This window comes from Coprothermobacter sp., from assembly GCA_013824685.1.
In the GTDB taxonomy this organism is placed as follows: domain Bacteria; phylum Caldisericota; class Caldisericia; order Cryosericales; family Cryosericaceae; genus Cryosericum.
In genome coordinates, this window is the sequence record PNOG01000022.1 from 73872 (window position 1) to 95265 (window position 21394).

Annotated in this window: 24 protein-coding genes; 14 read left to right on the forward strand and 10 right to left on the reverse strand. The window is 60.3% G+C overall.

Translation table 11 applies throughout. The features are described from left to right. Positions 1-14 precede the first annotated feature (14 nt). The 6 genes from C0398_07410 (at position 15) to C0398_07435 (ending at position 8047) form a co-directional block, all read left to right on the forward strand. Positions 15-965: a hypothetical protein gene (locus tag C0398_07410; GenBank protein MBA4365804.1), complete on the forward strand. Its 951-nt coding sequence runs from the start codon at positions 15-17 to the stop codon at positions 963-965. Then, entirely contained in the window at positions 788-2839 is a 2052-nt protein-coding gene (locus C0398_07415) for a polysaccharide biosynthesis protein (protein MBA4365805.1), read from the forward strand. The genes C0398_07410 and C0398_07415 overlap by 178 nt, the downstream gene beginning before the upstream one ends. Before the next feature lie 671 nt (positions 2840-3510). Continuing rightward, positions 3511-4683, forward strand: a complete 1173-nt coding sequence (locus C0398_07420) for a hypothetical protein (GenBank protein MBA4365806.1) — start codon at positions 3511-3513, stop codon at positions 4681-4683. A 279-nt stretch (positions 4684-4962) separates the two neighbouring features. Beyond that, the gene (locus C0398_07425; GenBank protein ID MBA4365807.1) at positions 4963-5871 is read left to right on the forward strand and encodes a hypothetical protein; all 909 of its coding nucleotides are present in this window, start codon (positions 4963-4965) and stop codon (positions 5869-5871) included. A 69-nt stretch (positions 5872-5940) separates the two neighbouring features. Next, positions 5941-6843, forward strand: coding sequence for an NAD(P)-dependent oxidoreductase (locus C0398_07430; protein MBA4365808.1), 903 nt, complete (start codon positions 5941-5943; stop codon positions 6841-6843). 37 nt (positions 6844-6880) lie between these two features. Beyond that, entirely contained in the window at positions 6881-8047 is a 1167-nt protein-coding gene (locus C0398_07435; GenBank protein ID MBA4365809.1) for a hypothetical protein, read from the forward strand. Positions 8048-8325: 278 nt separating this feature from the next. Here C0398_07435 and mviN read toward each other — a convergent pair whose 3' ends face one another. From mviN to C0398_07460, 5 genes are all read right to left on the reverse strand, one after another. Further along, on the reverse strand, positions 8326-10056 hold the full coding sequence (gene mviN / locus C0398_07440; GenBank protein ID MBA4365810.1) for a murein biosynthesis integral membrane protein MurJ: 1731 nt from the start codon (positions 10054-10056) through the stop codon (positions 8326-8328). 82 nt (positions 10057-10138) lie between these two features. Beyond that, positions 10139-10912: an abortive phage infection protein gene (locus tag C0398_07445; protein MBA4365811.1), complete on the reverse strand. Its 774-nt coding sequence runs from the start codon at positions 10910-10912 to the stop codon at positions 10139-10141. Between the two features lie 71 nt (positions 10913-10983). Then, positions 10984-11577 carry an abortive phage infection protein gene (locus C0398_07450; GenBank protein MBA4365812.1) on the reverse strand — a complete coding sequence of 198 codons (594 nt, stop codon included), beginning with the start codon at positions 11575-11577 and terminating at the stop codon, positions 10984-10986. Between the two features lie 252 nt (positions 11578-11829). Next, positions 11830-12381 (reverse strand): hypothetical protein, encoded by a 552-nt coding sequence (locus C0398_07455; GenBank protein MBA4365813.1) that lies wholly within the window; start codon positions 12379-12381, stop codon positions 11830-11832. Further along, the gene (locus C0398_07460) at positions 12347-12682 is read right to left on the reverse strand and encodes a hypothetical protein (GenBank protein ID MBA4365814.1); all 336 of its coding nucleotides are present in this window, start codon (positions 12680-12682) and stop codon (positions 12347-12349) included. The genes C0398_07455 and C0398_07460 overlap by 35 nt, the downstream gene beginning before the upstream one ends. Positions 12683-12852: 170 nt before the next feature. On the opposite strand from C0398_07460, the gene C0398_07465 reads away from it, so the two are divergent. The 6 genes from C0398_07465 to C0398_07490 all read left to right on the forward strand — a co-directional run bounded on the left by C0398_07465 (position 12853) and on the right by C0398_07490 (position 17476). Continuing rightward, the gene (locus tag C0398_07465) at positions 12853-13245 is read left to right on the forward strand and encodes a hypothetical protein (protein ID MBA4365815.1); all 393 of its coding nucleotides are present in this window, start codon (positions 12853-12855) and stop codon (positions 13243-13245) included. Then, positions 13245-13487 carry a hypothetical protein gene (locus C0398_07470; protein ID MBA4365816.1) on the forward strand — a complete coding sequence of 81 codons (243 nt, stop codon included), beginning with the start codon at positions 13245-13247 and terminating at the stop codon, positions 13485-13487. The genes C0398_07465 and C0398_07470 overlap by 1 nt, the downstream gene beginning before the upstream one ends. Before the next feature lie 153 nt (positions 13488-13640). Then, entirely contained in the window at positions 13641-13976 is a 336-nt protein-coding gene (locus tag C0398_07475) for a hypothetical protein (protein ID MBA4365817.1), read from the forward strand. 22 nt (positions 13977-13998) lie between these two features. Then, the gene (locus C0398_07480; protein ID MBA4365818.1) at positions 13999-16002 is read left to right on the forward strand and encodes a hypothetical protein; all 2004 of its coding nucleotides are present in this window, start codon (positions 13999-14001) and stop codon (positions 16000-16002) included. A 438-nt stretch (positions 16003-16440) separates the two neighbouring features. After that, positions 16441-16827, forward strand: a complete 387-nt coding sequence (locus tag C0398_07485) for a hypothetical protein (protein MBA4365819.1) — start codon at positions 16441-16443, stop codon at positions 16825-16827. Further along, positions 16817-17476 (forward strand): hypothetical protein, encoded by a 660-nt coding sequence (locus tag C0398_07490; GenBank protein MBA4365820.1) that lies wholly within the window; start codon positions 16817-16819, stop codon positions 17474-17476. Before C0398_07485 ends, C0398_07490 begins: the two co-directional genes overlap by 11 nt. Here the strand turns inward: C0398_07490 and C0398_07495 are convergent. From C0398_07495 to C0398_07505, 3 genes are all read right to left on the reverse strand, one after another. After that, positions 17473-18030: a cysteine hydrolase gene (locus tag C0398_07495; GenBank protein ID MBA4365821.1), complete on the reverse strand. Its 558-nt coding sequence runs from the start codon at positions 18028-18030 to the stop codon at positions 17473-17475. The genes C0398_07490 and C0398_07495 overlap by 4 nt on opposite strands. A 72-nt stretch (positions 18031-18102) precedes the next feature. Then, on the reverse strand, positions 18103-18564 hold the full coding sequence (gene rpiB / locus C0398_07500) for a ribose 5-phosphate isomerase B (GenBank protein MBA4365822.1): 462 nt from the start codon (positions 18562-18564) through the stop codon (positions 18103-18105). 4 nt (positions 18565-18568) lie between these two features. Further along, a complete protein-coding gene (locus C0398_07505) occupies positions 18569-19048 on the reverse strand; it encodes an acid phosphatase (protein MBA4365823.1) in 480 nt (159 codons plus the stop codon). A 108-nt stretch (positions 19049-19156) separates the two neighbouring features. Between C0398_07505 and C0398_07510 the strand changes: the two genes are divergently transcribed. After that, a complete protein-coding gene (locus C0398_07510) occupies positions 19157-19624 on the forward strand; it encodes a hypothetical protein (protein MBA4365824.1) in 468 nt (155 codons plus the stop codon). Positions 19625-19728: 104 nt separating this feature from the next. On the opposite strand, the gene C0398_07515 is transcribed toward C0398_07510, so the two are convergent. Together C0398_07515 and C0398_07520 are read right to left on the reverse strand one after the other, a co-directional pair. Next, positions 19729-20070 (reverse strand): hypothetical protein, encoded by a 342-nt coding sequence (locus C0398_07515; GenBank protein ID MBA4365825.1) that lies wholly within the window; start codon positions 20068-20070, stop codon positions 19729-19731. After that, positions 20057-20293 (reverse strand): hypothetical protein, encoded by a 237-nt coding sequence (locus C0398_07520; protein MBA4365826.1) that lies wholly within the window; start codon positions 20291-20293, stop codon positions 20057-20059. Before C0398_07520 ends, C0398_07515 begins: the two co-directional genes overlap by 14 nt. Positions 20294-20436: 143 nt before the next feature. Between C0398_07520 and C0398_07525 the strand changes: the two genes are divergently transcribed. Beyond that, the gene (locus C0398_07525) at positions 20437-21096 is read left to right on the forward strand and encodes a recombinase (protein MBA4365827.1); all 660 of its coding nucleotides are present in this window, start codon (positions 20437-20439) and stop codon (positions 21094-21096) included. The last annotated feature ends 298 nt before the right edge of the window (positions 21097-21394 follow it).

A 21394-nucleotide genomic window follows, 5' to 3' on the forward strand; every position in this document is an offset into this window, starting at 1 on the left:
TAGGAGCGTGCTTCATGACCTTCGGCGTTGGCCTTCTAGTCGCGACATATGGTGCCAACATAGGGCTTGTCGACGCTCCCAATGGGCGCAGCAGCCATACCGAGGCGACGCCGCGGGCAGGCGGACTTGGCATTTCCATTGCAGGTGTTGTGGCCGGGGTTGCCTATGGATTGCCCGTTGCTGCCTGGCTGCCCATGGCTGGCATCGGGTTCCTAGGTCTGGTCGACGATCGGTGGCACGTCGAATCTCGCTTGCGCCTCCTCGTGCAATGCATGTTGGCAGGCTTGAGCACACTGTGGCTGCTGAGGCAGACCAACCTGCCGGTCTTGATTGTGGGAGCCGTGGCAATCATGCTTGTCCTGCTCCTCGTTGGCACAACCAACATCTACAACTTCATGGACGGTTCAAATGGCATGGCCGGGCTCATGGGGGTTGTCGTCTTCGGGATGATCGCTGTGCTATCGTTTACCTTTGCAAGGGATACAGAGATCGCCAAAACTGCGCTCATCATCGCTGCCGCATGTTGTGGATTTCTGCCGCTCAATCTGCGCGGCAGGGCGCGCGTCTTCATGGGGGATGTTTGTAGTACATTTCTGGGGTTCACTGCAGCACTCCTGGCACTGCGACTGTGGATGGAACAACCTGTATGGGGCTTGTGCGCACTGGGGTCGATGACTGTCTTCTACGTTGACGCGGGATTGACGCTCTTGGCTCGCCTGCGCACGCATAAACGATTGTTTGAAGCTCATCGCATGCACGCCTATCAGCGCCTGGTCAACGAACTCGGATGGGCACACCCTGCTGTTGCAGTCACGTATGCTGGAATTCAGTTGGCTGTCAGTATACTGGTTCTTGTCTCGAGCCGCTGGGGCTGGGGTGCCGTTGTTGGGGTGCTCACGGGTGTGGTGATTGTCCTCTCATGCCTATACTGGTATGTGCAGACGAGAGCCGTGAGGAGGACATGATGGCATTGCGATGGAAGCGACAGAATGGATGGATGGCTGTGGTGGGACGGCTGGCTGTGGACGTAGCCATGCTCAACGTCGCCACGGTCGTGGCTGTTCTCGCTCGGCTCGACTTCCGTGCGGCGCCGTGGTCTCTTGTCTACACCCTGAGGTTCCCAGGGCTGGTGGAGAACCTGGTGTTTGTCGCAGTGTCTGTGCTCCTGCAGACGCCGCTGGCGCTGTGGTCGTACAGCAGTCTGCGGGATGTGGTGCGTGTGGCCATCGTCGTCGGACTCACGAAGGTCCTGGCCCTGCCGCTGCTGCTAGCCATGCGTGGAGAGGTACAATGGTCGCGGGGTGCATTTGCAGCATCCGCCGTACTCTGTTTCCTGTTCATGGCAGGCGTGCGCGCCATAGCACGGTGGCGGTATGGGCGACACACATGGCAGGCGAGGGTCGAGGAACCGGCTCAGCATACCACGCCCGCGGCCCGTGTTCTGATCGTAGGGGCCGGCGATGCTGGGGACATGGTCTTGCGCGAGTTCGAGGCGCACCCTGAGCTGGGCAAGGTGGTCGGGCTGATCGACGACGACCCGGCCAAGCGGGGGTGCACCGTGCGCGGTAAGCGCGTGCTTGGCCCTGTGGCCACGATCGCAGATATGGCACGACGTACCCAGGCTACGCAGGCCGTCATCGCTATCCCGTCGCATGCTGCAGCCGTGACCCGTGCGGTCCTGTCCATTCTGGCTGACACTGATGTGCAGGTGCGGACCCTGCCGGGCATGTGGGAGCTCGTGGACGGATCCATCCACGTGGACGACCTGCGCCCGATCCAGCTGGAGGACCTGCTGGCCAGGACGCCGGTGTCTACGGACCTGGGGCCGGTGCGGGCCTATGTAGAGGGCAAACGTATCCTCGTGACAGGCGCAGGCGGTTCCATCGGCTCCGAGATCGTCCGGCAGGTGGCGCGGCTCAACCCGTCACAGCTGATTATGCTGGGCAGGGGGGAGAACCGCATCTTCCGCATCGACCGCGAGCTGCAGGAGCGCCAAGGCGTGACGTGTTCCGTGCCCGTCATCGGGGACATGCGCGATGAGGCCCGCATGACCTGGCTGTTCGATACGTACCGCCCCGACATTATCTTCCATGCCGCAGCACACAAGCACGTGCCGCTGATGGAGCAGAACCCAGAGGAAGCCATCCTCAACAACGTCGGAGGGACACGTACCCTCCTGCGGCTGGCTGTGTCGCATGGGGCCGAGCGCTTCGTCAACATCTCCACCGACAAGGCGGTCAACCCGATCAACTTCATGGGCGCGAGCAAGCGTGTCGCCGAGCTGGTGGTCCAGGTGAACGACGGGCGTGAGCGCCTGCGGGCGACCAGCGTCCGCTTCGGGAACGTGCTGGGCAGCACGGGCAGTGTCACCGATGCCTTTCAGAAACAGCTGCAGGAGACCCGCACGCTGCGGGTCACCGGCCCCAACATGGAGCGCTTCTTCATGCTCATCCCCGAGGCAGTGCAGCTGGTCCTGCAGGCCGGTGCGCTGACGCAGGGAGGGGACATCTTCATCCTGCGCATGGGCGAGCCCATCCGGATTCTTGACCTGGCACGCAGCTACATCAAGCTGGCTGGGCTGGAGGTCGGGCGCGACGCCAGCATCGTCATCACCGGCAACCGCGGCAACGAGAAGATGACCGAGGAGCTGTGGTCGTCCGTGGAGCACGTCGTGCCGACCAGCTACGAGAGCATCATGCGTGTCGAGTGTCCCGCGTGCGCAGACCTGGCCGTGCTTCGCTCAGCTGTCGACGCCCTGCTGGACGCCGCACGCAGTCATGACGCCACTGCCATGCGCGCCGCACTGCACGCCATCGACCCATCGATCAACATCCCGTAGACGACAGACAAGGACAAAAGCTGGATTCCCGCCTGCGCGGGAATGACGGAGCAGGGGATCTGGGTGGTTGCCGACGTTACCAGCGGCATGCCAAGGGAGCTGGCTTCCACCGGCGCGACCATCCTGAACATTGGACGACGCCACGTCATCTGGGGATGGCTGGAAAAACGCCGTCCAACGAGACGGTGGACCCGACTACGGTACTGGGTGGTTTCTGACATCAACCCGCGATGAATCAGTTCTCTTTGGGGGCAACCGACAGTCTGGCGGCGGGGTGACCCAGACCGAAGACAGGTCGCCTTGCAGATGAGTCCTCCGGTGCCGTCCGTTCACGCGCTCGCCCACTTGACAACAAAACGATCCCTAAGATAATTATCCCAGTAGGTTTCGGTTGTTCTCTTTGACGCTGGCACACGGACCGCAAGGTCATCGAAGTGACAGCGCGTGAAGACGGAGCAGATTAGCTCCCAGTCTCTGTGGTCGCCGTGGCGGCCATCACCCATGTTCTGTCTGCCCTGCTTTCGGCTTTTCTTGAACCTGCATGATTGAGCTGTCTTGTTCATATGGAACGATGGTCATTCGATTCTGGCGAACTAGAAGAATACATTGCGACATGGCTCTCCTTGGCTCGCGAAGGCGAAATTCCAATCAAGGAGATGGAGGGGTCAACAATGAAGAAACTACTTTCTGTATTGCTCGTGCTGGTTCTGGCCACCGTCCTGGCCATGCCAGGAGTATCGACTGTTAGTGCCGCCACGGCCAGCATGACCGTGGTGAGCGATGATATTGGGACCGACATCGCCATTACCAAGGTCTATAACAAGGCGGGAGGGATCACCTCGGTCGTCGACCGTAGCAGTTCACCGCTCCCGGTCGTCAGGGCTTCCGAGCCGTACGTCTACGCGGCGGAGCCACCCGATGCTACCGGCACGGTCTGGGACACCGGCATCGCGTGGTTCCAGGCGAACGGATCTTCAGCCGACTGGATCTGGGAGACCCGTCTTTCCAATGGCCCGGCAAGCTATTCGCCGGCTGACCCCCTGTTTGACCCACTTGCTGACGTCAATGGGCGGGTCGTACTGTTTCGGACGGCATTCACCGTCCCTGGCAACCCGGTCACCGCGACTCTTCGAGTCGCCGCGGACAACGGCTACGAAGTATGGGTGAACAACGGTACCCACTACCGCAGCCCGGCTCTGAGTGGGGCAGGGTGGGAGATGTCGAATCTGCGTGAGGGGAGCCTGCCCGGTTCCGCCTGGAAGAGTCTTGGTACGTATTCATCTCTTGTTGTAGACCTTGTCAGCGGCACCAACACGCTGTATGTCTTGGCGGGTAACGAGTACTACGCGCCTGACGACGGCAACTATGGAACACCAGCATGGTACAACAACCCCGGCGCCACCATCTTCCAGCTGGACGTAGAATACCAGGCGACCGGCTACACGCACACATGGGGGTACTGGAAGACACACTCGTCACGCGGACCTGCACCATACGATGATACTTGGGCGATTCTGGGTGAGAACACCCCGTTCTTCCTTAGCGGAAAGACATACTTCGGCGTTCTGCAGGAGAACGTCAGCGGTGGAGACGCCTACTACCAGCTTGCTCACCAATACGTCGCGGCGAAACTCGATACGCTGGATGGAGCGTGGATGCGCGGAGACGTTCAGACTGCCTTTGATCAGGCGACAGCACTGCTCAGCCTCTACACGCCCGCCGAAGTCATGAGTTTCAAGAAGGGGTTACCTGCTCAGAAGGCTATTTTCACGCAGTTTAATCAGCTTGCCGGCATCTTGGACGCGTACAACAACGGCAACATGGGGACTCCTCATGCTCCCTAGCCTCTAGACGCGATACGCGCATGTTTCTTCCGGGGCGGGGATAGCACCCCGCCCTTTCTGCTTCCAGGACAGCATCTCAACTTATCGGCGAGAAGAAGGAGTCCGTTGTCCAGTACGTCGAACTGACGGCTGGACGTCATCCAGTGTGTTCATTTGAGCGGGCGGGAAGGTCGTACCTTACCTGAACCGTCCTTGCAGGTCAACGTCAGGTATGAAGCGGAAAATGAGAGATGGTTCGTACGACGAGCGGCGGCAGGAAAGCCAGGGGGCGTTTTGAATATGGACGGTAGGGGTAGCTTGACAGACTGCAGGTCGGCGGACAACGAGACTGGATCGGCATCCCTGCCCCGTATTTCGGTGATTACGCCTGTCAGGAATGGCAATCCCTATCTGCTGGACCTCTTGGAGAGTGTACAGAAGCAGGACTACCCATTTGTTGAGCACATCGTCATCGACGATGGATCGGATGATGGAGGTTGGACGCTGCAAACGCTCCAGGCATCGGCCGGCATCCGGTGGTGGGGTCACCCCAACTGTGGTCAGTACCCCACTCAGAACGAAGGACTCAGGGCGGCAACTGGGGATTTGGTGACGATCATCTGTGCCGACGACATGTATGCGGGCTCGGGTGCGCTGTCCGCCGTTGCGCGCGCTTGGCATCCTGGAGTCAAGGTGTTGTATGGTGACAGTCTCGAACTGGATGCCGGCGGTGCACCCTTGCCCTATCAGGTTACGGGACATGGGCCGCTGTTTTCCAGCGATCTCCTGACGTGGTGCGTTGTCCGACACAGTTCGGTGTTCATCGATCGACAGTTCGTCATGAACAGGAGACTCTGGTTCGATGAGTCCTTTCACCTCTGTGGCGATTGGGAATGGCTGATACGCGTATTCGCAGCAGCGAGGGACGACATACTCTATGTCCCGGGGAGGCTTGGGGCGTACAGGAATCATGCACTGCAGACCTCGCAGCAATCGTGGTACGCGAAATCGGTCGATACAGAGCGCATGAGAGTGTTTGCTATGTACGGTGGCAGTGTCACCGCCTATCGTTACGCCATGCGGAGCACGGTATGGCCGCGTCGCTGGCAGAAAGCGCGCGGCCTGATGCGTGCAGGCGATCTCCGTGCGGTCTGCAGATGGCTGTTGGCAGCAGTCAAACGCTGCCTTGCGGTCAGGACGAGCGCGTAGGCAGCATGGTGAAGCTTCCATCGTGTTCTGCGAGCTGTTGCTTCAAATGCCAGACTCGACCGCAGGTGGATGACTTGCAGAGGGAGAGGCCCCGTGAATGAGGTCATGAGCAGCAGGACGAGAGTCGTTGTCCTGGGGTCGCGCGGACTGGCCGGCCACATGATTCTGGACTACTTGTCGAGAATAGACCACTTTGAGGTGGTCGGCATCGACCGCGGGCCTGCATCTCGTTTTGTTCAGATTCGCGCTGACGTCGAGAGTTCGAGCCGGCTTCTGTCTGTGCTGACGGCGGTGAAACCGGCAGTTGTCGTCAACTGCATAGGTGTTTTGAATGCCGCTGCAGATGCTGACCTCAGGCGTGCTATCCTGCTGAACAGCTATTTGCCATACGAATTGGCAGCCTGGGGAGACGGCCTCGGCTTCAAGCTCATTCACCTGAGCACCGATTGCGTCTTTGCTGGGAACACCGGTGACTACACTGAAACAGCTGTGCCGGACGGTACGACTGCTTACGCGCGCACGAAGATGTTGGGAGAAGTACAATCGGGCCGTCACCTGACATTTCGGACGTCCATCGTCGGTCCCGAGATCCGACCAGACGGGAACGGACTCCTGGAGTGGTTTCTTCGGCAAACCGGAGTTGTGCCGGGGTATGCCGGTGTCCAGTGGACCGGCGTCACATCACTGGTTCTGGCAAGAGCGGTGGAGGCAGCCATCTCGTCTGATCTGTGTGGACTGTATCACCTGGTCTCGGACACGTCAATCTCGAAATATCGGCTGTTGAAGGAAATGGCCAGAGCCTTCGGCGTACACGGGATCCGGATTGTCAGACAGCAGAGACCTCACAGCCGTCGGACTCTCATCTGTACGAGGACGGATTTCGACTTCCGGGTTCCGGACTACCGCTCCATGCTGGAGGAACTGGCCAGGACCGTGGAAGACTGGCCGGAGCTTCGATGGTCGCTGCATTGAACCATCGTTGTGCCATGAGCTTGGCTGGGGATGGTTGATGCACGTTCTGTTCATTCCCTCGTGGTATCCCACTCCTGGACAACCCAGCTTGGGACCGTACTTTGTCGACCAAGCGCTTGCCGTACTGGCGCTCGGGGTCGAAACCGGCGTCTGTTACCCTGCACTGCGGTCATTGCGAACGCTGTCTCTTTTCTGCATTGCCCAGAACCACTTTCAGTGGACCTGCGCTGACGATGCCGGCGTGCATACGGTACTCCTGCACGCGTGGAACCCGGTCATTCCGCATATCCGTGCCACAATGTTCGTCCAAACCAGCCTGCAAGCATTCAGGATCTATGAACAGAGGTACGGAAGGCCCGACATTATCCATGCCCAGAGTGCCCTGTGGGGAGGCGTTGCTGCCATGCGACTTTCCAGGCAGACAGGCATCCCCTATGTCGTCACCGAGCACTCATCGGCCTATCACCGAAAGATGAACGGGCGATGGGAGCCGTGGATCGTACGGTGCCTTGGTGGCGCAGCGCGGACCATTTGCGTCAGTTCGAGCTTGGCACACGACGTCTCTGCCGTGGCGCCGGATGTACCCATTACCGTCATCCCGAACATGGTCGATGCAGAGTTCTTCACTCTCCCTCCTGCGCCCAGAGTCTCGCCACAGCATAGCTTCCTGACCGTAGCCAATCTGAACAGCAACAAGGGGATAGACACGCTGCTGGAAGCGTTCGCTCTCTACCGGCGAGCGGGCGGCTCGTGGACTCTGAACATAGGCGGCCAAGGTCCCCTGTGGCTGAACCTGATGTATCAGGTACAGCATCTGCTTCTGGAGGACGCGGTGCGCTTCCTGGGACCACTGACACGGATTCAGGTGCGGCAGGCAATGTGGGAGGCCTCGGCCTTCGTTCTTGCGAGCAGGGTCGAGACATTTGGCCTCGCAGTAGCCGAGGCGCTGGCGACCGGCCTGCCCGTCGTCGTGACTCGCTGCGGAGGGCCTGAGGACTTCGTCACGCCCAATGACGGACTGCTCGTGGAGATCGACAACCCTCATGCGCTAGCAGAGGCGCTGACGGAGGTTGCTGAGTCGCGCCGACTCGAGGATGATGAAGGCCGCAGGAAACGCTGCGTCAGCCGATTCGGTTCCACCAAGGTAGGAAGACAGCTCCTCGACGTCTATACCCAGGTTGTGGGCTCCCCCAAGACCAAGTAGTGGACATCGACCAAGCCCACGAAATGTCGGTCGTCGACGTCCTGCTGGACGCCGCGCGCAGTCATGACGCAAACGCCACGCGTGCCGCACTGCACGCCATCGAGCCGTCCATCAATATCCCATAGACAAGAAGAGGCAAATACAAAGGATGGATTCCCGCCTGCGCGGGAATGACGGAGCGATATGGGGTCAGCTGGTAAACAGCGGCCAAAGTGGCAAGTTCAGCACCTGAGACCTGGCAAGGAATGGATTCCCGCCTTCGCGGGAATGACAGACGACTACCTGCTCCGCAGCCGGCGAGCCAGACCTTTGAAGCGGTCCATGATGGCCTGCCAGCCGTCGAGGTGCAGGGCGATGCTGCACACCGCGTAGGCAAGGACGGCGACGCCACAGACAGCCATGGTGCGGAGGAGCAGTGGAATGAACGCCGTGACTGGGGCGATCCAGCTGAGGCCCAGCCAGGCGATGAGTCCGACGGGGACGGTCGCCAGCAGGGTCCTGAGTATCTGGGCCCAGAGCGGGTACGCCCGGGTGTGCCGGTCCTTCGCGCGGAAGTAATGGCGCAGGAGGAGGGCGTAGATGATCGTGCCCAGCGTGACGGTGATGGTGGTGGCGAGCGCGATACCCGCAGCCCCCAGATACCTGCTGAGGATGATGTTGCCGGCCATGTTGGCACCCACGATGCCTAGACCGACGAGGAGAGGCGTCACCGTGTTCTTGAACGCATAGAAGACCTTGGCCAGGATGGGCAGGACCGCTTGGAACACGAGACCCAGGGCATACATCTGGACGCAGGCGGCCGTGATGGTGGTCGCCGTCGTGTCGAAGGCCCCACGCTGGAACAGCAGGCGGGTGATGGGTGTTGCCAGGACCACGATGCCCACGGACGACGGGATGACGATGTAGGAGAGAAAAGCCACGGTGCGCCGTACCTTGTCGTCCATGGCATACAGGGCCGAGCCGTCCACGGCCATGGCTGAGAAGGCCGGGAAGGTCGCCGTCGCGATGGGGCCGGCAAGCAGGGTAATCGGGATGGTCCAGACGCGGTTGGAGAAACTGAGCGCCGCGATTGCCCCCTCCGGCAGGAGGGAGGCGACCCAGCGGTCCACCATGACGTTGAGGGTGCCCACGCCACCCGCGAGCACCAGCGGCATGAGCAGGGCGGCAAACTGCAGGATGGCGGGCCAGTCCATGTGCCGGACGTCGAAACGCCTCAGGAAGCCATACCTCTTGCTGGCCACGAGGATGACCAACGGGACGAAGCTCACGACGGCCAGCAGTGTCTGTCCCAGTGTCCAGGCATGGATGCCCAGGCGGGAGGAGAACACGAGCAGACTGACCACCACGGCGACGTTGCCCAGAAAGGTCCACATGAGTGCGACGAGGAAGCTGCTCTCGGCCTGCAGGAGGCCCGTGAACAGGCCGGTCATGATGAGCATGAAGCCCATGGGGACGAGGAGGCGCGTCACCTGCACGGCCAGGTCGTAGCGGGCGCCCTCGAAGCCGCGGGCGAAAATGTGCACCAGCTGGGGGGCAAAGACCCACACGCCCACGCACACGAGCGCGAAGATGGCACTCCACACGAGCGTCACCTGGTCGACCAGCAGGCGGGCACGTTCCGGGTCCTCCCTCTTGTGGCCCAGATACCAAGGCACAATGAGCGTGCTGAGTCCTCCCGCGAAGAGGCCGAGTACCAGGCCGGGGACCATCATGCCGACAAGGAAGGCGTCCGTCTGGCCGGTGGCGCCGAACTGGCGTGCGATGACCACCTCGCGGGCAAAGCCGACGAATTTGCTGAGGAACGTGACCACAGCGATGAGCACCGCCGCCTGGGCCACCGACTGCTTGTGCAGGAGGCGGGTCAGGGACGATCGGCGCGACGTATTCGTTTTCTGGTCGTTCTCGGGCATTACAGAGGTGCCTCCCCTTCTGGAGATAACTTCAACAGTATAGTGGCGACCCATGCGCTGTCCACTTGTAACAAGGGACAGTCGTAGTTGTTGTAACATGCTGTCGCCCGATGGAAGAAAGGCCGGATTCCCGCCTCCGCGGGGATGACAGAGGCACAAACAGACGACCTCAAGTGCGCCGTCATACCTGTAACATGTTTAGAGAATCAAGGATTTCTCTAATCGTTGCACATATGTCCGAAAAGAGAATGTCTCTGGCGTAATCGAAGTCGCTTTGGTAGTCATGCCAACGCCTATTCATGACCTCACTGTCACCTACCGTCTGCAGAATTTCGCTGTAGCGTTCCATGATGGATAGAGAGTTCCTCTTGGTGGCCGTTGCAACGAGAGCCATGTGCAGAGTATCAAGGTTGATATTCTGCCACTGGAGTTTGCGAAGGATGAAAATGTCATAGTAGTCTCTTGAACGGGTGTTCTGGTCGCCACGAGAGATGACGGTTTCCAGTTTCTCAGCCATCACTGTCTCGAGGTTATAGGCCAGGATCTTTATGCTGCGCGGCTCAAGGAGCAATCTAAACTCGTAGACTACTTCACGAGGAGTAATCTGATCACCTGTGGTGATATCGATTTTGAGTGGCACGACCATTGGCAGGTATGTTGCGTCAAGCATCACACGCAGCCCCGAATACTCATCACCTTCGCGGATTTCCTCAATACGTTTCACGGAGAAGGTGATGTCATCACTGAGCGAAATGCCACAGATTTCTTCAAACATATGCCTTACGGGATCCTGGTCAACTGCCAAGCCTCGGATGGTTGCATCCATATCCATTGTGGCGCGAGTATCCAAGCCTACCATCGCAGCAATGAGGAAACCACCTTTGAGAATGAAGTTGGAATGATACTGCGAGACCGATATGCGTTCCAGCAAACGCTCTAACATATAGTTCTGCATGACGATTTGAGCCGAAATGTTCTTGCTCTTTGAAATGTTGTTAATGGTGGCTTTTAGCTGCATCGCGTTTTTCAAACAAGCACCTCCAAGTATGACTGCAATTTCTTCCCCACACGGAATATCTTCGCATACTCAGAAAGCAACGGAATGTCTTGTTGCTTCAGGCGGGTATATCGCCTAAATGCGTCTGCGAGGACCTGTATATCGGTGTTGCTTCGACCTCTCAGTAGATCGCACAGAGTTCGCTCCGCATTATAAACACGGATGGGATTTCCACCGGGGGATTTGGTCCAAACAACACCAATATCGAAGTGTTCTTTCTTCACTCGAATGTATGTCACATTCTCTTTTTGTAGAGACGTGGTGTTGTATCCGAGTGGAAATGTCATTGAGAACTTGATCGGTGTACGGTCAGTCAAATCATGAATAAATAGAGCGGTTTCGTGAGAGAAAATGCCTCGTCTAAGTCGCGTTTGGAGACCATACATTTCATCGTTGAGAACAGTTGGTATTACGTAGACGCCGCGTTCCACATGTTCAAGCAAGCCCTTGTCAACGAGACCCTTCAAATGTCCGCGCAAGATCCCGGCTTTGGTCACCTCCGCGGTCGTTACTGTGCCGTTGTTCTTGTGTGCCATTTGAAGAATTCGATCTGCGTAACTCATGATTGCTCGCCTCCAACAAGACTCTTCTGGAAAAAGCAGTATTGACTTTCTTGCACAGTATTATACAAAAAGTGTGCAAGAAAGTCAATGACAAGCGAACGATATGAGGTCAGCTGGTAAGGAGCGGTCAAAGTGGTAAGTTCAGGGCCTGAAACGGAGACGTGGATTCCCGCCTCCGCGGGAATGATGCAATCTGGTAGGAATGACGGATCAAGGACTGGATTCCCGCCTGCGCGGGAATGACGATTGGCCCTATTCTCCGAGGCACTGGGCAACCGAAATGCGCGTCGCCGTGAGTGACACGTCGTAGGTGGAGGCCATGCGCCGCGCTAGCTGGTCGAGCGTTGCCTCGGACGGCCCCAGGCCTCCGGCATGGGCCTGGATGAGCACGGTGACACTGGCGAGGACCGCCGCATGCGGGAGCAGGAGTTCGGCCGCGAAGGCGTCACAGACATGCTCGCGCCAGCACTGGTCGGGCAGGGCGTCGAGATAGCGGCGCAGGAGGATCTCGCTGAGCTCGTGTGCCAGGGTGAAGCGGTAGCGCGCCGGCTCGTCACGCCGCAAGCCCTCCCGGATGGCGGTGTAGGCTTCACCGTGCTCAAACACCGTACAGCCCAGCACGCCCGTCGTCAGGGGGAAGTCGTCGAGGGACGTGCACACGTCGTCGGCCAAGGCATCCAGGTCTGCGACGGTTGTCCCTGCGATGACCCGGGGAAAGTGCTCGCGCACGTGCTGGGCATACGCCATCAGGCGTGGTGGGAGGCACGTTCTATCGGCCACGCTTGCCCCGCTGTGGCCGGGCATTCCGGATATAGGAGATGAAGGCGTGCACTGCCTCGATGTCGTTTGTCGAAAGGTCTCCCTGGTGACGCAGTGCCACGTCCAGTTCGTCCCGGGGCTCCATGGGCTGCTCCTCCCGCATGAGGTCGGCCACCTCGACGCCAAACGCGGCGGCCACCTTCGCGGCGGTCCGCAGATTGGATGACTCTCCCTCGAGGATGCCCCCGACGGCGCCGGGGGAGATGCCGGCAGCTGCAGCCAGTTCTCGTTGACTCCAGCCGCGTTGTGCAAGTAGTGCCTGGACATTCTCCTTGAACCCCATCATCTGCTCCTTTCACATTGCATGAGGAAACGCAAGCGCTTCAGTCGTGGCGAGCCATGCCGTGTACCGGGGCTCCCGCCGCGTAAACCCTCACCAGGACTGTCCTTCAGTATCGTGCCCTTGTGGTGGCTACCATATTATACACGACAGTGCAAATAAGTACACATAAGAAAATGCTGGGAGTACTTGCGTTGTTCAAAGATTGTGTAAAATTATGCACACCAAGGAGAGTTGGCGTGAAAAGAAATGATGCCTGGTTCGTACCACTGTATGACGGTTTGCGCCCTGCCATCGTCGGCATGGCGCGCAACTACGCACGGACGTGGGGGCTGGACGCCGATGACCTGATGCAGGTCGCCGGGTATGCGCTCTGGTCCTGTTGCAGCCGCTACCGGGACCGCCCGCTGGACGAGCAGCTGCGCATCGGCAACACGGTGGCGAGGCGTACGATGCTGCACTGGTGCGACCACGAGGGCCATGCGCCCACGCATCTTGGCACAGCAGGGACGGCACCATGGTTCACTGCCGGCGCCGGCGAAGCCTTTCTGGCACCTCAGGAGGAATGATGAGCGACCTTGCGGCGCGCCCGACAACGTCGGACATTGCGGGGCGGGTCACTCTCGGCCTCAGCATGATCGACAGGGGGAGGGCTGCCATCATCCGTGACCGCTTCTGGCGCGAGCGCACGTGGCCGGTCATTGCGAAGGAGCGCCACTGCTCTGTGACGACGGCCGTCAAGCGCTTCAAGCAGGGCATGGACGACCTGAGGCGCGCCATCTTGCTGGTCGAGGGCAGATTGCCGGAATGACGCAACGCCGCGGAAATGGCGGGGAGGGAAGAGGGTCCTTTTCTCGTCGTCCCCGCGAAGGCGGGGACCCATGCGTCATGGCACGACTGGATTCCCGCCTGCGCGGGAATGACAGACCACAGGATGGATTCTCCCCGTCGAGGGGGTGATGCCATGGGCGGGGCCGGCAGGCGCCTTCTGGGACAGGCATTGATTGTCGGTCCGAAGCGGACATCTTACGAGGCTGGCAGCATCAACTGCTTGGCGCTGTCGTGCCTGAAAGAGGCAGCCACGATGAACGATGTGGCGAAACCAGTCCATGTACAGGAGCCCTTCATCGTGAATCTTCCTTCGCACACATCTTGTGACAGCCTGCAGACATTGCTGGAAGACTCCGGAACGTCAGGACGCCGTGAGCAGCGTAGCGTTGACAGTCTATCCGTGTGGCCTAGAATAGTTGTGGAAGACAGCCCCGTGGCCTGCGCGCACTGCGGTCTTGGCGTCGCCTGAGGTCCGTGTCCCTGGAGGTTCCATGAGAAAGCTCGTTGCCTTGCTGACTGTTCTTGCAGTCATGACGTCGTTCCTCGTCGGCCCGACTCATGACACAGCTTCTGGCAGCTCTCTTCCGGTCAAGGCTGCTACCTCGGCCGAGTACGCAGCTGTCCAGCCGGGCAACGTCCTGCCAGGGGTGGCTGCACGACCCCTGGGGTTTGTCCATTCACCTGTCGACCTGTCACACCTGACTTCGTTCCAGCCGAACGATCAGAACGTCCTCACAGCCCCTGCACAGTACGACCTGCGGACACTCGGCCGTGTCAGCCCGGTCAGGGACCAGGCCAACTGCGGCTCGTGCTGGGCATTCGCGACCTATGGGTCGCTTGAGTCTGTCGTGTACCCGACTGAGCAATGGGACTTCTCCGAGCAGAATCTGAGAAACCTCGCCGGCTTCGACTATGGGACCTGCAGCGGCGGTGACGCGCCAATGTCCATCGCCTACATGACACGGTGGGCCGGGCCGGTGCGAGAGGTAGATGACCCATACAACCCAGCAGTGTCGGTATCGCCGTCGGGCCTGACCGTGCCACGGTACCTCTCGGACGCTCTGGCGATCCCTGACCGGTCGGGCTCTCTCGACAACGCTGCTCTGAAATCGGCCGTGCAGCAGTGGGGGGCAGTCTATACCTCCATGCTGTGGCTGGATGGGTCTTACGCTGCCGGAACACACTCCTACTACTATGGTGGCGGGCTTGGGAGCAGCAACCATGCAGTTGCGATTGTCGGATGGGACGACTCCTACAGCCGCTGGAACTTCGGCACCACGCCTGCGAGTGACGGGGCCTTCATCGTCAGGAACAGCTGGGGGACGGGATGGGGTGAGGCCGGCTACTTCTATGCGTCCTACTACGACACCGTGATCGGACACGACAACTGGGTCTTCGTCCTCGGGACGGGCACGTCGGCGGACACGCATAACTATGGTTACGACGACCTTGGATGGGTCGGGTCTCTGGGGCTCGGTAGCCCAACTGCGTGGGGAGCCAACGCGTTCACGCTGGACGCCGGCAGCGGCTCCGAGGTCGTCGACCGCGTCGGGTTCTACACGACCGGCAGCGGAGCATCATACACCCTGCGCATCTACGGCACTGTTTCCGGGGCTGTGTTCTCCGACCTGCTGGCGCAGGAGTCGGGCGTCTGTGCCGAAGCGGGATACCACTCTGTCTCTCTGGCCTCGCCCGTGACAGTTGCACATGGACAGAGGATCGCCGTGGTCGTCGGGCTAACGACGCCTGACTACAACTATCCCCTTGCCTACGAGTACCCTGAAGTGGGATACTCATCAGCCGCGCGTGCCGCGGCGGGACAGAGCTACTACAGCACCAACGGCACCTCATGGAGCGATTTGACGTCATGGTCGTCAAACGCCAATCTGTGCATCCGGGCATTCACGCGCGACGCTGTCATCGCCGTTCCTCCCTCCACTCCGATCCTCTCCTCCCCGGCAAGCGGCAGCACGACCGGCTCCCTCACCCCGACCCTTGCCTGGATCTCCGCAGCGGGCGCCTCCTCCTATACCCTGCAGGTCAGCCTGAGTGCCACCTTCGGGACCACGGTCGTGAACCAGAGCACCACCGGGACCTCCTGCACGACACCCTCCCTCGTCGCCGCTACCCTCCACTACTGGCGTGTGAACGCGACGAACGCCGCCGGCACCTCGGCCTGGTCCGGCACCTGGAGCTTCACCACCCCCGCGGCTCTTTCGGGCGTCACGCTCCTCACTCCTGCAGACGGCTCGACGGTTGCCGCGCTGACTCCGACCTTCACCTGGGCAGCGTTCCCCTCTGCCACCCGGTACGTCTTCCAGCTCTCCACCACGCCGTCCTTCACCTCCTACGTCGTGAGCACGGGCACCCCCGGTCTCTCCTGGACCCTGTCCTCTCCCCTGACCGCCGCCACGATCTACTACTGGCGCGTCAAGGTCTTCCTGACCGACGGCAGCATCCTCGTCTCGAACGCATGGAGCTGCAGAACACCATGAAGCTCCTGTCATCGTCGGACGCAGCGGCACGAACGGCCGCCTGTATGCATCGGGGCGGGTCCGAGTGCTGATACGCCGCATTCGCAAGCTGGCACATCGCCTGTCGGAGGCACGACCTCTTATTCATTGACGCCATTGATTGGGGTCAGCTGGTAATTAGTGGGCAGAGTGGTAAGGTCAGCACCTGAGACGGAGCGAGGAATGGATTCCCGCCTGCACCGAGAGCACCCCTCGCCTTGAACAAAAGGGCTCGGGGGGGGGAATGACGGAACCTCACCGGACTCGCCGGGACCTCTGGCGGTCTGACTGCAGTGGTAATCACACCTGCGCATGAACGTCAGTTTTGAAGAGGAGATTGCCAAACTTACATAGCTTGCTATGCAAGGAGCTGGTTGACTTGTCTAGCAAGATATGTATGATGCTCACAGGAGGCCCTGCATGAGCATCATCATTCGCAAGACGGGCAACAGGGAGTATGTGTACGTGGCGCACCGTGACGGGGTGCGCATGATCCAGTCCTACATCGGTCCGCTCGCTCGGCCCGAGGTGCGGCGGAGGGTCGAGGCGGCACAGCGGGCGATGGCGATGCCTCCGCATAGTACGCGCCTGTTCACGGGTGCGGATCCTGGCGAGCTCCACCTGCAGAGGAACGCTGCTTCCATCATCGCGTGTCTGCTGGAGCGAGGCGACATGGAGGATTTGAGGTGGCTCGCGTATGTCTACCCTGCGAGCGCTATCATCGACGCGGTCCTCTCCGCCGATGTGTTGTCCCCGAGAGCGCGCAACTTCTGGCTCGTGTGGTTCGAGGTGCCCGATGCATCCTGAGTGCGTTGAGGAGAAGGCGCGCATCCTGATGAGCCGGCTGGGACCGACCCTCGGCATGCATGGAGGGGTCCTGGCAGGGGGGACGGGGTTAGCGCTGCACCTGGGGCAGTGCATCTCGGGCGACTTGGAGTTCTTTGCTCAGCGTGCGTTCAGACCGTCGGACATCCTCGAGGAATTGCGGGCGCTTGCCGGCGTTGTAGAGTCAGTGGCGATGGGGGATGACGCAATGACCGTGCAGGCAGACGGCGCACGGCTCTTGCTGATGCAGACCACAGCGCGCTTCGCGGAGCCTACCACAAGGGTGAACGGTTGCGACGTGGCCGGTGTCATGGATATTGCAGCTATGAAGCTCATGACTATTGTACAGAATGGCACCCGCAGTGACTTCGTGGACTTGTATGTCGTTCTCCAGGCTCTCCCCTTCCGCCGGGTAGCGCGCAATGCGTTGGAGCGGTATGGCATGACCGCCCTCGAGCCGCTTGTCGTCGGCAAGGGACTCGTATGGTTCGAGCACGCCGATGTTCAGGGGGACCCCGTCTACGTCGGGACTCCTGTCAGATGGGATCACATCAAGGACTTCTTTCGGTCGAGCCTGCGGCAGTTCGTGTTCGACCTCGACGCTGAGCGGCAGGCCCTGGAACGGGGTTAGGTCGCCTGGATCAGTGGCACAATTGCGTCGACATTCATGACCTTGCCGTACGTGCCATCCAGCGCAGCCAGGAAGGCCCGCTGGACCATGGCCGCAGGCACCGTTTCTCCAGCAAACGACAGGTCCCGCGTAGCACACGCGTCTGCAGCGACGATGCACTCGAACCCATAGTCGCGGGCAGCGCGCGTCGTGGCGTCGATGCACATGTGCGTCATCATGCCGCAGATGATCAGACGTGAGACCTGATCCGTCCGCAGCAACTCCAGCAGGTTCGTGTCCCGGAAGGAGTTGGGGTAATGCTTGCGGACGACGGCTTCGCCAGGCAAGGGCCTGATGCTGGTGTAGAGACTCACGCCGGGAGAGCCCGGCCTGAACGAGGTCGCATCGGGGTCCACGGATACGTGCTGGATGAAGACGGCTGGCAGGTGGTTGTACCGGAAATGGGCGAGCAACTTTCGGGCCTGAATGGCTGCTTCGACAGGGCCCTCGAGGGGCATGGCGCCGCCGGAGAAGTACTCCCTCTGAATGTCGACGAGCAGGAGAGCGGTTTTCACTGATCAGACTTCGAACCTACCACTCTGACCGCTAATTACCAGCTGACCCCAAAGAGAATGTACCACTCTGAACTATTTACCAGCTGACCCCAAAGGGCATTCGAGGGCGGCGATCTTGTCGAGGCGTGGCTGGTGACGCCCACCCTGATAGGTCGCGTTCAGCCAGGTGACCACGCAGTCGAGCGCAACCTCCTCGGCTGTCGTCCGACCGCCTAGTGCAAGCACGTTGGCGTTGTTGTGTTCCCTGGCCATCCGTGCCGTGTAGCCGTCGTGGACCAGCGCGCAGCGAATGCCGGTGACTTTGTTGGCCGCAATGCTGGCACCGATGCCGGTACCGCAGATGACGATGCCGACTGTGGTGGCGTCTGCCATGACCTTGTGGGCCACTGCGGCTGCGAAGTCGGGATAGTCGACGGCATGGTCACTGCTGTCGGTGCCCATGTCCTCAACCTCGTGACCCTTGAGCGTCAAGGCATGGATGAGGAACGACTTGAGGCGAAATCCACCGTGATCAGAGCCAATGACGATCTTCATGTGCTCACCTCGGTCTGAGAAATGGGATGCGAAGAGACAGCAGCGCAATGAGCAATCCAAGCGCCATGCCTCCGAGTACTTCGAACAGGGTATGACCGATCAGCTCGGTGAAGTGTTTGTAGTCGAAGCGGTCCCACAGCTTGAACTCTTCGAAAATGGCGTTCAGGGTCCGCGCGTGTCTGCCGACTTCCTGCCGGACGCCTGAGGCGTCGAACACGACGACGCCGCTGAAGATCATACAGATGGCAAACAGGGGGGACGCGAAGCCTTCCGAGAATCCCACCATGGCCGTGAGGGCCGTGACGCTGGCGCTGTGCGAGCTGGGGAAGCCGCCGTTGGAGAAGAGGAGGGGCCACTTCCATTCATGATACTCGCCGTAGTGGATGAGTGGCTTGATTCCCTGTGCAACAAGGTCCGCGATGATTGCAACAATCAGGATCTTGTTGTCCCAGAGGTTGTTCACGCTCACCCCTTCAACTGGCATTGATAATCCACACGAAGAGTATACAGTGATGGGGTAGTTTGTAAACGCGCACCAAGGCGGCGGATCGCATCAGTCCTTGCAGCCGCCCACGCTCATAGGAGGATACCTGTGTCAACACTTGCATCGACAACGACTGCGGCTCCGGCTACACCGACGAGCACGGGGCCAAGCTTTTTCGTCCTGCTGCTCTCCGGCCTTGCCGTCATGTTCCTGGGCAACCTGCTGGGGCGCTTCCTGTCCACGCGTACCGGCCGGACGGTCAGCCGCAAGCTCTATTTTATGATCACCATACCCATCATGATTGTCTTTGTTCTGGTCGTGTTCGCAATGGGCAGGAGCCTGTCCCCGATCGGGCAGTATGCCCTGTTCGCCGCCTACATCCTTGGCTTCTCGATCCTCGGCGGGTTTGTCGAGGCTCCCCCTATGCCAACGCGTACTAGGGGACCGTCCAGCAATGCGAATCCCGGTGAGGAGCTGCCACACATGACGACGGGCAGTGACACCGTCGAAGGCGAGGGAAAGGACATCACGCAGGACTCGCCCGTCGACGACAAAACCGAGCACCACCATCACTGATCCTTTGGGGTCAACTGGCAAGTAGCCACAGAAGTGGCAAGTTCACAACCACCCCGCTCCCCTGGAGCGGGGTTTCCTCATTTACGGGTTCAGCTCCGCTCTCGTCACGTCATGTCGATGAGGTTGCGGATGGTCTGCTCGACGGCGCGCATGGTCGCGTCGCCAACGTGGCCAAGGCGTTCCAGAAGACGGCCTTTGTCGACGGTGCGCATATGAGTGGCCTTCGTCTTGGAGTCGTGTTCGGTGCCACCTTCGCCCCTCGGCACGAGGACTTCGAATATGGGCGTGACCTCGTCCAGTCCCTGCGAAGTCAGCGGGACGACGAGCACCGGCCAGGCGAACGCGTTGTATTCATCGCGGGAGATCACGACTGCAGGGCGCTTCTTCTGGATCTCCTTCCCACACGTCGGGTCGAAGTTGACCAGCCAGACGTCACCCTTGCGCAGTGGTTCCATCGTCGATCCCCCCGTCCAGTTCCGAGCACAGCGCCCGGTCGGATTCCGACTCCCTCGTGCAGTAGTCCCGTATCTGTGAGGCGACATCACACTGTCGCGAACGGGCGACGTGTGCCTGCAGTGCCTCTCTGACGAACGCCGACTTGTTGCTGTGCCTGCGGAGCTCCTGGTACAGCTCGTCGGGCAGGGTTACCGTGATCCTTCGCTGTGGCATGGTTCCTCCCTCAATTCGTGAGTTGTCCGACTCATCATGGCGCAATCGCGGCCCTCGTCAACGTCTCTGTGTCGCTGAGAGCCCCAGTGATTTGCGCCTTCGCCTGCATGCGCTACAATGCGGCCAGGCGAGGAGGAATTTGGATGACTGCGAAGCCCGAGGAACGACATATGCCGCTCGTGCCCATCCTGATGCACATCTGTTGCGCCCCGGATGCCACTGTGCCGGTCGTGCGTCTGCGGGCGAAGGGGTACGAGCCGGTCGGGTTCTTCTACGACCCCAACATCCACCCGAAGGAGGAGTACGAGCTCCGTCTCGAGCAGGCACGCAAACTTGCCTTCGTCGACAACTTCGAGCTGATCGTCGGTCCGTACGAGCCCGAACACTGGCTGGCGGCGACGCGTGAGTTCTGGCACGAGCCGGAGGGCGGCCTGCGGTGTCCCCGGTGCTTTGGGGTCCTGCTCGATGCCGCCGCGCACAAGGCGGCCGACCTTCAGATACCCGTATTCACGACGACCCTGCTCATCAGCCCGCACAAGGACGTGCATGTGCTGGAGCAGGTCGGGCGGGAGAAGGGGGCGCTGTACGGGGTCACGTTCCTGCCCGAGGCCTTCCGCAAGAAGGATGGCTTCAGGGAGTCGGTGAATCTCAGCAAGGAGTATGGCCTGTATCGCCAGAACTACTGTGGCTGCATCTACTCCAGGATAGAGTCCGAGCAGTGGCGCGCGGCGCATCCGCACGGCAGCTCCTGGTCGCGAGAGGACCCGAAGGACGGCTCCGGGAGTGGTGTGTCCCGCCGATAGATCGGCTCATCGCCCCCATTCCCGCCTTTCCCTCCGTCATTCCCGCGCATGCGGGAATCCAGTCCTGTCACGACGCATGGGTCCCCGCCTTCGCGGGGACGACGAAACAGCTGATCCTTTCCCTCCATGTAGGATGAGTCGATGCGGTGTCCTTGACATCATCTCCGTTCAGCGTATAGTTACAGGTGTTCGGTTACAGCAGGTCTCGCAGGAGCCCCGTGAACGAAAGTGCGAAAAGGGTTTGCTCTTGACAGGCCGAAGTAATCGAGTAGAATCAAAGTTTGTCGCCTCACCCCAC